8 protein-coding genes are annotated in these 12,951 nt (G+C 63.6%); 5 read left to right on the top strand and 3 right to left on the bottom strand.

The features are described 5' to 3' along the window. Nucleotides 1–34 precede the first annotated feature (34 nt). Nucleotides 35–4,900, bottom strand: a complete 4,866-nt coding sequence (locus ACNQP3_RS08245) for an NAD-glutamate dehydrogenase (protein ID WP_264316925.1) — start codon at nt 4,898–4,900, stop codon at nt 35–37. A 273-nt stretch (nt 4,901–5,173) separates the two neighbouring features. Between ACNQP3_RS08245 and ACNQP3_RS08240 the strand changes: the two genes are divergently transcribed. After that, nucleotides 5,174–5,527 carry a hypothetical protein gene (locus ACNQP3_RS08240; RefSeq protein WP_060493287.1) on the top strand — a complete coding sequence of 118 codons (354 nt, stop codon included), beginning with the start codon at nt 5,174–5,176 and terminating at the stop codon, nt 5,525–5,527. An 8-nt stretch (nt 5,528–5,535) separates the two neighbouring features. Here the strand turns inward: ACNQP3_RS08240 and ACNQP3_RS08235 are convergent, their stop codons facing one another. Beyond that, entirely contained in the window at nt 5,536–6,441 is a 906-nt protein-coding gene (locus ACNQP3_RS08235; protein ID WP_264316924.1) for a LysR family transcriptional regulator, read from the bottom strand. 123 nt (nt 6,442–6,564) lie between these two features. On the opposite strand from ACNQP3_RS08235, the gene lysA reads away from it, so the two are divergent. The 4 genes from lysA (at nt 6,565) to ACNQP3_RS08215 (ending at nt 11,943) form a co-directional block, all read left to right on the top strand. Then, on the top strand, nt 6,565–7,797 hold the full coding sequence (lysA, locus tag ACNQP3_RS08230; protein ID WP_060515655.1) for a diaminopimelate decarboxylase: 1,233 nt from the start codon (nt 6,565–6,567) through the stop codon (nt 7,795–7,797). Nucleotides 7,798–7,905: 108 nt separating this feature from the next. Further along, the gene (locus ACNQP3_RS08225; RefSeq protein ID WP_264316923.1) at nt 7,906–8,406 is read left to right on the top strand and encodes a sigma-70 family RNA polymerase sigma factor; all 501 of its coding nucleotides are present in this window, start codon (nt 7,906–7,908) and stop codon (nt 8,404–8,406) included. Between the two features lie 4 nt (nt 8,407–8,410). Continuing rightward, nucleotides 8,411–9,346, top strand: a complete 936-nt coding sequence (locus ACNQP3_RS08220; protein WP_012271257.1) for a FecR domain-containing protein — start codon at nt 8,411–8,413, stop codon at nt 9,344–9,346. A 110-nt stretch (nt 9,347–9,456) separates the two neighbouring features. Then, the gene (locus ACNQP3_RS08215; RefSeq protein WP_264316922.1) at nt 9,457–11,943 is read left to right on the top strand and encodes a TonB-dependent siderophore receptor; all 2,487 of its coding nucleotides are present in this window, start codon (nt 9,457–9,459) and stop codon (nt 11,941–11,943) included. On the opposite strand, the gene ACNQP3_RS08210 is transcribed toward ACNQP3_RS08215, so the two are convergent. Then, entirely contained in the window at nt 11,940–12,869 is a 930-nt protein-coding gene (locus tag ACNQP3_RS08210; RefSeq protein WP_171577270.1) for a LysR substrate-binding domain-containing protein, read from the bottom strand. The genes ACNQP3_RS08215 and ACNQP3_RS08210 overlap by 4 nt on opposite strands. Between the last annotated feature and the right edge of the window lie 82 nt (nt 12,870–12,951).

Genomic DNA, 12,951 nt, shown 5'->3' with positions numbered 1-12,951 from the left:
TCACTGCCGGGGCTTTTTCATTTCAGCCTGGTGTTCAGGACGGCACCACCGCCGCCTGCCCGCTCATGGCCAGGTCGACCAGCTCGCGGTTGGCCACCGCGTACATCGCATAGTCGGTGCCAGTGGCATTGCGCAGGTCGTCGAGCATGGCGCGCCAGCGCTCCACCATCACCCGATGCTGCTCGGCCCACAGTGCCACACGGGCGTCCATGTCTTGCGGGGCATCGGCCATCTGCAGTACCGAGATGGTGATCGCCCGCTGCTGAAGGTCGATGTCGTCGCGGAACGCCTCGCGGGCCAGCGCCTGCCAGTTGTTTTCCACCGGCAGGTTGCTGATTTCCTGCAGGTACCAGGTCAGGTCCAGCGAGCTGCCCACGGCGAAGAACGCCTTGGCCACCTGCGCCGGATCATGGCCGGTGACGTCGGCCGCTTCGATGATCGGCAGCAGGGTGTACAGGTGGCTGGTACCGGCCACCATGCGCGCCAGCAACTCCGGCACACCGGCCTCGACGAAGCCCTGATAGCGCACCATCCAGCGCTCGCGGGTCGGGCCTTCGAGCAGCTCGTCCAGCTTGAGCCCCAGTTGCGCGATCTTCGGCCCGAAGTGCGCGGTGTCGCGCCCGGCGTCCTGTTCGTTGCGGCGACTACGCAAGAACCAGCGCGTGGCACGACGCCCCAGGCGCATCAGCTCGTCCATCAGGGTGAGCTGGATTTCTGCCGGCACCTGGTAGTCCAGTGCCTCGATCTGGCGGAACCAGTGCGGCAGGTGGAAGATATCGCGCACGATCACATAGGCCCCTGCAACGTTGGCCGGGCTCATCCCGGTCGACTCCTTCAGGCGCTGGACGAAGGTGATGCCCATGTTGTTGACCAGGTCGTTGGCGATCTGGGTGCTGACGATTTCGCGCTTCAGGCGATGGCGGCGCATGGCCTCGGCGAACTTGCTGACCAACGACGGTGGGAAGGCGGTTTCCATGTCGCGGGTCAGGTAGTCGTCGTCCGGCACCAGCGACTTGAGCAGTTGCTCCTTGAGGTCGATCTTGCTGTACGAGATCAGCACCGACAGCTCGGCGCGGGTCAGGCCCTGGCCGGCGGCCAGGCGCTCGGCCAGCTGTTCTTCGGACGGCAGGAACTCGATGGCGCGGTCCAGCTTGCCACGCGATTCCAGGTCGGCCATCAGGCGCTTGTATTCGGCAATCCGCTCGCGGGCACGGCGGGCCGCCAGCGACAGCGCCTGGGTCTGCTTGTAGTTGTTGCCCAGCACCAGGCCGGCCACTTCATCGGTCATGCTACCCAGCAGCTGGTTGCGCTGCTTCTCGGTCATGTCGCCACCCTGCACCACTTCGTTGAGCAGGATCTTGATGTTGACCTCGTGGTCGGAGCAGTCCACGCCGCCGGCGTTGTCGATGAAGTCGGTATTGGTGGCGCCGCCGTTCAGGCCGAATTCGACCCGGCCAAGCTGGGTCATGCCCAAGTTGCCGCCCTCGCCCACCACCTTGCAGCGCAGTTCGTTGCCATTGACCCGCAGTGCATCGTTGGCCTTGTCGCCAACATCGGCGTGGCTTTCGCTGCTGGCCTTCACATAGGTACCGATACCGCCATTCCACAGCAGGTCCACCGGCGCCTTCAGCAGCGCGTTCAGCAGCTCGGTCGGGGTCAGGCGATCGGCTTCGATGGCGAAGCGCTCTTTCATCTGCGGGCTGATGGCGATGCTCTTGGCACTGCGCGGGAAGATCCCGCCGCCTTCGGACATGATGCTGGCGTCGTAATCGCTCCAGGCCGAACGCGGCAGGTCGAACAGGCGCTTGCGCTCAGCGAAGCTCGATGCCGGCTCAGGATTCGGGTCGATGAAGATATGCAGGTGGTTGAACGCCGCCACCAGCTGCAACTTGTCGGACATCAGCAGGCCGTTGCCGAACACATCGCCGGCCATGTCGCCCACGCCGATGACGGTGATTGGGTCTTCCTGCACGTTGATGCCGCGCTCGCGGAAGTGGCGCTGCACGCCCACCCAGGCGCCACGTGCGGTGATGCCCATCTTCTTGTGGTCGTAACCGGCCGAGCCGCCCGAGGCAAAGGCATCACCCAGCCAGAAGCCGTAGTCGATGGCGATGCCGTTGGCGATGTCGGAGAAGGTCGCGGTGCCCTTGTCGGCCGCCACCACCAGGTACGGGTCGTCATCGTCGTGACGCACCACGTTGGCCGGCGGCACCACGCCACCGTCCTTGAGGTTGTCGGTGATGTCGAGCAGGCCGGAAATGAAGATGCGGTAGCACGCCACGCCTTCGGCGGCGATCTCGTCACGGCCGCCGCCCAGCGGCAGGCGACGCGGCAGGAAGCCGCCCTTGGCGCCAACCGGCACGATCACCGAGTTCTTCACCTGCTGGGCTTTGACCAGGCCCAGCACTTCGGTGCGGAAGTCCTCTTCGCGGTCGGACCAGCGCAGGCCGCCGCGGGCGACGTTGCCAAAGCGCAGGTGCACGCCCTCTACGCGCGGTGAATAGACGAAGATCTCGAACTTGGGCACCGGTTTGGGCAGTTCGGGGATCAGTTTGGGGTTGAACTTGAAGCTGAAGTACGACTTGTTCTGGCCGTTGGCGTCCGGCTGGTAGAAGTTGGTGCGCAGGGTGGCCTTGATAAGGTCCAGGTAGCGCCGCAGGATGCGGTCTTCGTTGAGCACCTGGACATCGTCCAGCGCGGTCAGGATGGCCTGTTCCAGGCGCTGCTGCTTGTCGTCCAGGTCGTCCTGGGTGAGCTTGCGCGCCAGGTAGAAGCGGGTCTTGAACAACCGGGTCAGCTCGCGGGCGATGTCGGTGTGGTTGTTCAGGGTGCTGGCGATGTAACCCAGGTCGAAGCCCAGGCGGATCTGCTTCAGGTAACGGGCGTACGCGCGCAGCAGCGCCACGTCGCGCCACGGCAGGCCGGCAGTCAGCACCAGGCGGTTGAAGGCGTCGTTTTCGGCGTCACCGCGCACGATATGGATGAAGGCATCCTGCAGGGTGTCGTTGAGCTGCTGGATATCCAGGCTCAGGCCTTCGCTGTAGGTGAAGGCGAAGTCGTGGATCCAGTACTCGCGGCCATTGGCATGGCGCAGGCGGTAGGGGAACTCGCCAAGCACGCGCAGGCCAAGGTTTTCCAGGATCGGCAGCACATCGGACAGCGCCAGCGGGGTGTCGGCGTGGTACAGCTTGCAGTGCAGGATGCGCTCACCCACTTGGGTCAGCGGCTGGTAGAAGCTCATCGCCAGTGGCTTGCTTTCAGACAGGTTCAGCACATGCTGCAGGTCGACCACGGCCGAGTGCGCGGCGAAGCGCTCGCGGTAACCGGCCGGGAAGCCTTTGGGGAAGTCGGCGAGGATGTTGGTGCCCTGGGCTTCGCCGAAGTTCTCCACCACCAGCGCCGAGTAGTCGTCATGCCACGAGCGGCACGCCTGGACCACTTCACGCTCGAGCTGCTGCGGGTCGATGTCGATGCGGTTCTTTGGGTCGACCCGTAGAATCAGTTGCACACGGGCCAGTACCGATTCGGAGAAGAAGGTCCAGAACTCACAGTCGCTGGCCTTCAGGCGCTCCATCAGCACCTGCTGGATCTTCTGCCGCACTTCGGTGGAATAGATTTCCCTTGGTACGTAAGCCAGGCAGTAGCAGAAGCGGCCGTACGGGTCCTTGCGCAGGAACACGCGGATCTTGTTGCGCTCCTGGATCTGCACGATCGCCATGACCGTGCTGAACAGCTCATCGATTGGTGTCTGGAACAGGTCGTCGCGCGGCAGCACTTCCAGCACCTGCGCCAGTTCCTTGCCCAGGTGGGCCTTGGGATCGAAGCCCGAGCGGCGCTCGACTTCGGCCACCTTCACGCGGATGTACGGAATGGCATGCACGCTTTCGCCATACACCGAGGAGGTGTACAGGCCCATGAAGCGGTGTTCCTTGACCACCTTGCCATCGGCATCCAGCTGGCGGATCGACACGTAGTCAGGGTAGGCCGGGCGGTGTACGCGGCTGGGCAGTGCAGCCTTGGCGAACGACAGCAGCAGCGGCTCGTTGAGGTAGGCCACGGCGTAGTCTTCGATGCGCAGCTCTTCTGTCGTCAGGCCCACACGCAGGCGGCGCGGCAGGCCAAGGAACGACTGCTCGTCGTACACCATCTGGCCGCCATCGGCGTCGCCCTTGACGGTGAACTCTTCATAGCCCAGGAAGGTGAAGTGGTTATCCAGCAGCCATTCGAGGAAGGCTTTGACTTCGCCCTTTTCGTGTTGCGCTGGGCCAAAGGCGGTCTGCTCCACCTGCGCCACCACTTCACGCAGCTTGGCCTTCATCGGTTCGAAGTCGGCCACTGCCACCCGTACTTCGGCCAGCACCTGCTCGATTTCTCGGGTCAGCACCGTCAGCTCGGCGGCGTTGGCGCAGCGGTCGATCTCCAGGTACATCAGCGACTCGTGGCGCACGCCCTCGCCCTGGGTGCCCTTGGGCAGCAGTTCAAGCAGCTCGCCCTTGGCACCACGGCGCACGCTGAGCACGGTGGTCTGCAGGGTGTGGATACTGTAGCCGCGGCGGTTGAGCTCGGTGCGCACCGAGTCGACCAGGAACGGCAGGTCGTGGTGCAGCACCTCGACCACGGTATGGGTCGATTGCCAGCCGTTGCGTTCGTAATCAGGGTTGTACACGCGCACTTGCGGGTACTCGGGGTCGAAACGCTCGATGATGCGCCAGGCTGACAGGGTGCAGCCGGCCAGGTCGGAAAGCCTGCGCTGGGTGAGTTCGTCCAGAGAGATGATGCCGAAGAACTGCTCGGCGAACAGCGTCACTTGTGGCAGGGACTGTTCGCTGATGTGCTGCGCCAGGGCCGCTTGCAGTTGATGCTGGAAGTCGGCTTTGCTGGCTGCGGTGAAGAACGCCATCTGTGGTACTCCGCTTGGGCTTTGTAATAGTTGAAGCGTCGCTGCGTGCGCCGTGTACGGATCAACGATAGCCAACCCGTGGCAAGGCGGACGGTAAAACCAGGCGTTGAACGTGCGCAGGCACGCCCAGGGCTCGCCGAAGCTTAACGACTGATCGGTCATCAACGCTTGCAGCGCTGCGACAATTTCGGTCAAGGGGCGGTAACTTTACGTTTATGCCTGTACGCAAGACTGTCAGAATTCCCTTCCGTTTCCTTTGATCCGAGCCTGCTCATGCAAATCAACACCGCACTGCTGTTCGCCACCCCTTGCGATGACGAGGAAGACAACATGGCGACCCTGTGCTGCCACAGCGACAAGGGTCAGATGTTTCTGCTTACCCGCTACCCGGACGAAGACACCGTCGACCTGACCCTGGATGACGAGCCGTCGACGCTGGATGGGCTGAAAGTCACCCTGAGCGCCAAGCGCCTGCTGATCGAAGTGGCGGCCGGCGACCGGGATGCATTGAAGGGGGACGAGGTGCTGGAAATCAACCTGACCAGCGCACTGAGCGACATGGATGAAGTGAAGCAAACCCTGGAGAACATCCTGGCCGGGACCGGGACCTTCGTCTGCGAGCTCTGAGCCCGAACCTACCGCAACGCCGCCTGCATCGCCTGCGCCTGCTCCCGCAACGCCTCGCAAAACGGCTCCACCGCCGCCGAGGCCGGCCGGTGGTCCGGGCGTATCAGCATCACCTGGTACGGCACCGACACCCGTAACCTGCGGATCGGCAGCCCGCCCTGGGCCGCCTCCAGCCCGCTCAGCGGATTGATGATCGCCACCCCCAGGCCTTGCCTGACCATGGCGCACACCGACGCGGCGCTGGTGGTCTCGATGATGGTGCGGCGGTTAACCCCCGCTGCACGAAAGTGCTGGTCCAGGCGCTGGCGGTAGGTGTCCAGGCTGGCCAGGTTGATGAAATCGACCTCGTGAAAATCGCTCAGTTCCAGCTCGGTCTTGGCCTGTAACGGGTGATGCTCGGGTAACACGCACACCATGTTGGCGCTGAACAGCAATTCACCATAAGCGCCGCGCGGTATCTGCTCGACCTCGGTCAGGCCAAGGTCGTGCTGCTGGGCAACCAGCGACTCCTCCAGCAAGGGCGACTCCTGCGCCAGGATGCTCACGCTCACGCCCCGGTGCTGCTGGTGAAAGCGCTGACAGGCCTTGGGCAACAAGGTCTGTGAAAACAGCGGCAGGCAGGTGATGGCCAGCCGCCCCTGCTCGAAATTGCGGATGGCCTGGGCAAAGCGATCGATGCGTTCCAGCCCGACATAGGCACGCTCGACCTCTTCGATCAACAGCAATGCCTGGGCCGTTGCCACCAAACGCCCACCTTCGCGCTCGAACAGATTCAGCCCGGTCACCTGCTCCAGGCGCGCCAGCTCGCGACTGACAGTGGGCTGCGAGGTGAACAGCAGCCGCGCCGCGCCGGTGACACTGCCTGCGGCCATGATGGCGCGGAACACTTCGATATGGCGGACGGACAGTTTCACGGCAGCACTCGGTGGGTCGACAATGGGCATATCAAATATGAATGGCCATCAGAAAAATAGCTATTTTTCTGAATTCCTGCTTTGCCTCATGCTCGTGGCCTTTCTTATAGGAGTAGCGCCACCATGACCGCACCCTTCACCCTCCTGGCCGAAGCCGTCCGCCAGCACGGCTCGCCGCTGTGGGCGTACGACACCGGTACCATCGCCGAACGTGTCGAGCAGTTGAAGGTGTTCGACACCGTGCGCTTCGCCCAGAAAGCCAATCCCAACCTGCATGTGCTGCGCCTGATGCGCGCCCATGGCCTGGTGCTGGACGCCGTGTCGCTGGGCGAAATGGAACGGGCCTTCGCCGCAGGTGCCAGCGTGGGCGGTGACCCTGCCGGCGTGGTGCTGACCTGTGACGCACTGGACCGCCCCACCCTGGAACGCGTGGTGGCCTCGAAAATCGAAGTCAACGCCGGCTCCATCGACATGCTGCGCCAACTCGGGGAGCGCTCGCCCGGCCACCGCGTCTGGATCCGTATCAACCCAGGCTTCGGCCATGGCCACAGCCGCAAGACCAACACCGGCGGTGAAAACAGCAAGCATGGCATCTGGCACGAAGAGCTGGACGAGGCGCTGGCGTGCATCAAGGCGCACGGCCTGCACCTGGTGGGCGTGCACATGCACATTGGCTCGGGAGTGGACTACCAGCACCTGGAGCAGGTGGCTCGCTCGATGATCGAGCTGATCGGCCGCCTGGGCGTGGACATCGAAGCCTTCTCCATTGGTGGCGGGCTGTCCACCCCGTACCGCAAAACCGACAAGCCAGTCGACCTGCAACGCTATGCCCAGACCTGGGCAGTGGCGCGCAAGGAAATCGAAGCGATGCTCGGCCACCCGGTGCGCATGGAAATCGAGCCGGGGCGCTTCCTGGTGGCCGAGTCGGGCTACCTCGTGGCCGAAGTGCGTGCCGTCAAGCAAGTGGGCCGCAATACCTTCGTCATGATCGACGCCGGCTTCAACGACCTGATGCGCCCGGCGATGTACGGCGCCTACCACGGCATGACCCTGCTCGATGCCAACGGCCAGCCGGTGGACCGTCCACGGCAACCGACCGTGGTGGCCGGGCCGCTGTGCGAGTCGGGTGACGTGTTCACCCAGGATGACCAGGAACTGACCCCGCAGGAGCTGCCCCAGGCACAGGTGGGCGACCTGCTGGTGATCCACGACGCCGGTGCCTATGGCGCGTCGATGTCGTCGAACTACAACAGCCGGCCGCTGCTGCCGGAGTTTCTGATCGAGGACGGGGCACTGCGCATGATCCGTCGGCGCCAGACTGTGCAGGACCTCCTGGACTTGGAAGCGGGCTTTTAACCGCCGCATCATTGGGGGCCGCCCTGCGGCCCCAAATGCCCCCTTGCAATCGCCCTGGCTCATCGCGACAATGCGATCAATTCCTATTCATATTGCGAATTTGACGCCATGTCGACGCTCGATCATCAGGCCCTGCATCAGCTCTACAGCGAAAACAACGGCTGGCTGAAGGGCTGGCTACGCGCCCGCCTGGGCAACGCCGCCGATGCCTCCGACCTGGCGCACGATACCTTTTTGCGGGTGATGACCGCGCGCAATCAATTGCCGATCCGCGAGCCGCGCAGCTACCTCAGCGCCATCGCCCGTGCGCTGCTGATCGACAAGGTCCGCCGCCGCACCATCGAACAAGCCTATCTGCAGGCCCTGGCCTTGCGCCCGGAACCGGTGGAGGTTTCGCCAGAGGTGCGCTTGTCCATCATCGAAATGCTGGTAACCGTGGACAGCCTGCTCGACGAACTCGGCGCCAAGACCCGCGCCATCTTCCTGGCGGTGCAACTGGAAGGCCTGACCTACGGTGCTGCGGCCGAGCGCTTCGGCGTGTCGGTGACCACCGTGAAGAATCACCTGATCAAGGCCATGACCTGCTGCCTGCTGGCAGTCGAAGGCTGAGCCGATGGATCTCAAGACACTCGAAGCCGCTGCCACCTGGTATGTACAGCTCAACGACGGCGCCAACAGCGAGGCCCGCACCCAGGCCTGGCGGCAGTGGTTGCAGGCCAGCCCACAACACGCTGCCGCCTGGGCGCGAGTAGAAAAGCTGCAGCAACAGTGGGCCATGCTGCCACCACAGGCGGCGCTGTCCAGCCTCGGCGCGGCACAGGCGCAGCGGCGCGAAGTGCTGAAGGTGCTGAGCCTGTTGCTGGCGATGGGCGCAGGTGGCTGGCTGGCCGCCGAGCAGGTGCCCTATCGCTCCCTGCTGGCCCAACAACGTACCGGCAGCCGCGAACGAAGCACCCTGCAATTGGTGGATGGCTCGCAGTTGGAGCTGAACGTGGGCACCGCGCTGGACGTGCGCTATGACGCGAAAGTGCGGGCGATTCAGCTGTATCAAGGGGAAATTCTGGTCCGCCCGGTCAGCGACCTTCAGCAACGCCCATTCATCGTGCACACCGATGACGGCAGCGTGCTTGCCCGCAGTACCGAGTTCAGCATCCGCAAACTTGCGCGCCAGACCCGCGTGGGCGTGCTTCAGGGCAGCGTCGAGGTACGTCCACAGCGCCACCTTGATCGGCTGCTGCAACTGCAAGCGGGCCAACAAGTGAGTTTTGACCAGGATGACTTCGCCACCGCCCAGGCTCTACCCGCCGATTCCACGGCCTGGCTGCAGGGCATGCTGAGCGTTAACGACTGGCGGCTGGGCGACTTCATCGAAGAACTGGGGCGCTATCGGCCAGGCGTGCTGCGCTGCGCCTCCGCAATCCGGGCCATGAGTATCTCCGGAGCATTTCGCATCGATGATACCGATATCGCTTTGGCCAACCTGCCGAAAACCCTCCCTGTGAGGGTGCACTACCTCAGCCGCTATTGGGTGAGCGTGGAGCCTGCCTGAGCAGGCGCTGAAAAACCTACGCGCGAACCTTGCTGATTTCGATTCTCGTCCGTCCCTGACACAAGCCGCGACGACAGCGACTTTCTGCCATGACTCGGAAGGATCACGCAATGCCTCATCTGTACCCCACCCCTGCAACCAAACTGACCCAGGCCGTGCGCCTGGTGCTGTTCGGCATGTCCCTTGCCAGCGCGCCGTGCCTGCTGCTGATGCCTGCCCAGGCCATGGCTCAAAGCCAGACCGCCTACCATGTCCCCGCTGGCCCTTTGGGCAATGCCATAACCCAGTTTGGCGTGCAGGCGGGTGTGACCATTTCGTTCGACACCGAGCAGACCCGCAACCTGAGCAGCGCAGGCCTGGAAGGCAGCTACAGCGTCGAGGAAGGGCTGGTGCGGTTACTGAGCAATAGCGGCTTGCAGGCGCAGCGCCAGGGCAATGGCGGTTATGTGCTGGTGCCGGCAGACTACGGCACGGCCATGGAGCTGGGGCCGCTGAACATCGACTCCAATCGGCTGGATGCGACCAGCGAGGGCACCCAGTCATACACCGCCCGCGCAGTGACCATCGGCAAGGGCGTCCATACGCTGAAAGAAACCCCGCAGGCGGTCACCGTGATGACCCGCAAGATGCTTGACGACCAGAACCTGAACACCCTCGAACAGGTACTGGACAAGACCCCTGGCATCACCGTGTATGACTCGCCCATGGGCGGCAAATACTTCTACTCCCGTGGTTTCAACCTGGACGGCCAGTACCAGTACGACGGCGTGCCGCTGGACGTGGGTGGCAACTACGTGCAGGCCAACAGCTTTTCCAGCGACATGGCGTTCTACGACCGCGTCGAAATCCTCAAAGGCGCGGCCGGGATGATGAAGGGCTCCGGCTCCTCCGCTGGTGGTGTCAACTTCGTGCGCAAGCGCGGCCAGGACAAGGCCGCGACCACTGTCACCCTGTCCGCCGGCAGCTGGGACAACTATCGCGGCCAAGTCGACGTAGGCGGCCCGCTGAACGAGTCGGGCAGCGTGCGGGGCCGCGCGGTGGCAGCCCTGCAGGACCGCCAGTATTTCTATGACACGGCCAAGCGCCAGGACCAGATACTGTATGGCGCCATCGACTGGGACGTCAGCGCCGACACCACCCTGGGCTTCGGCCTGGCCTACGAGGACGTCGATGCCACACCGTGCTATGCCGGCGTGCCACGCTACGCCGATGGCAGTGACCTGAAGCTGTCGCGTTCCACCTGCCTGGGGGCCAGTTGGAACGACCTGCAAAGCCAGCGTATTACCGGCTTTGCCGACTTCAAGCACCGCTTCAACGATGACTGGACACTGAACTTCGCCTCGGTCTACACCCACAACGACCAGGACATCGAATACGCCTACTCCGAAGGCACGGTGCCGGTCGGCGCCAACACTGCCAGCATGGCCGTCCGCGCCGGTCGTTTCGACTACGACCAGGACGACTACGGCTTCGATAGCTATATCGATGGCAAGTTCGAGGCGTTCGGCCTGCAGCACGAGCTGATCATCGGCGCCAACGCCAGCCGGCAGAAAACCCATGATTACTTCGCGCTGATTCTACTGGACGGCAAGCAGAACCCGTTCAACCCCTCCCCGAACTTCCCTCGCCCGTCCAAGGACGATTACCTGGTCAACCCGACCCGTGGTGGCAGCGTACCAACCGATTCCACCACCACCCAATACGGCACCTACGCCAACCTGCGCTTGAAGCTGGCAGAGCCGCTTACCCTGGTACTGGGCGCGCGGGTCAGCTGGTACCGCAACAAGAGCGACTCCTACACCGAGTTCTACGATTACTGGGTGAACAACCGCAGTGAGGAAAACGGCCAGGTCACGCCGTTCGCCGCCGTGCTTTACGACCTGAACGACCAGTGGACCGCCTACGCCAGCTACGCCGACATCTTCCAGCCGCAGAGCGACAAGGTGAACGCCGAGCGGCAGCCACTTCAGCCCAAGACCGGTGCCAACTACGAGATTGGCATCAAGGGCGAGCTGCTTGACGGCGCGCTGAATACCTCGTTCAACCTGTTCCGCACCGTCGAGAACCACCGCGCGGAAAGCGACTACATCGAGACCTGCCCGTCAGGCGACGGGTATTGCTACACCGACAGCGGCAAGGTGCGCGCGCAGGGTTTCGAAGCCGAGATCAGCGGCTCGCCGATCGAGCGCCTGCAACTGTTGGCGGGCTACACCTACACCCAGACCAAATACCTGAAGACCATCGAAGACAGCGACCCCACCGAGCTGACGTTCACCTCCAGCTTCATTCCACGGCACATGTTCAAAGTGTGGGGTGACTACCAGCTGGGCGGTGCCCTGGAACGCTGGACCCTCGGTGCCGGTCTGAACAGCCAGAGCGAGAACTTCCGCACCACCCGCAACACCCGCGTCGAGCAGGCGGGCTACACCGTGTGGAACGGCCGCGTGCAGTATCGCCTGGACCAGAACTGGACCGTCGCCCTCAACGGCAACAACCTGTTCGACAAGAAGTACTACGCCACCATCGGTGCGCCGGGCTGGGGTAACTTCTATGGTGAGCCGCGTAACTTCATGGTGACCTTGCAGGGGGCGTTCTAAACCTGGCCACCGTCCAACGAGCGCACGCCGCCCATGTAGTGCTCCAGGCGGCTGCGCAGCCAGCGCTCGGCGGGGTCGCTGTCGGTAGTGCTCAACCAGACCATCGCCAGCTCCAGCGCCGTGGTTTCGAACGGCAACTGCTCAGCCTGCAGGTTGCCCCAACGCTCCATGCCCTGTGCGGCATAGTCCGGGCAACAGGCCAGCAGGTCGGTGCCAGCCAGAATCGCCGGCAGCGAACTGAACTGCGGCACCGACAACACCACCTTGCGTTCGCGGCCAATCTCTTTAAGCCAATCGTCTACCACACCCTGGGTGTTGGCGGTGGGCGAAACCTGAACGTGCGGGCGGGCGCAGAACTCATCCAGTGTCAGTGGCGTGGCCGACTTGTCGGCGCGCACTACCCTGCCCTGCATCGTGCGCAGTACCTTGCGCTTGGCATTGGCAGGCAGCCCCTTGGTCTGGCTGATGCCGACCGTTACATCGCCCGCTGCCAGCAAGTCGGGGATGCGCCAGTAATCCACATGCTGCACGACCACCACCACATTCGGCGCCTCGACCCGCAACGCCCGCAACAGCGGCGGCAACAGCCCGGACTCGACGTCATCGGACAAACCGATGCGGAAGGTCATCTTGCTGGTCAAGGGGTCGAAATCGTGGGTCAGGCTGAGGGCGACGGACATCGCATCCAGGGCCGGGGTGAGGTACTTGATCACCTCTTCGGCCCTGGCCGAGGGCTCCATGCGGTTACCCACACGGACCAGCAACGGGTCGTTGAACATCGCACGCAACCTGGCCAGCGCGGCGCTGACCGTGGGTTGGGCGACGAACAGCTTTTCCGCGGCACGGGTGAGGTTGCGCTCCTGCATCAGGGCTTCGAACACCACCATCAGGTTGATATCGGCTTTGCGCAGTTCGTTGCGGTTCATTGGCGCCCCCGGCCCGTTCGTGTTGTGCGGGTTCAATTCCAGCATCGACAAGCAGCCTAGTCGAGTCAAAACCTGCAGCGCA

This window comes from Pseudomonas sp. LFS074 (genome assembly GCF_047978165.1).
Taxonomy (GTDB): Bacteria; Pseudomonadota; Gammaproteobacteria; order Pseudomonadales; family Pseudomonadaceae; genus Aquipseudomonas; species Aquipseudomonas putida_P.
This window is presented reverse-complemented; position numbering and strand designations above follow the sequence as displayed.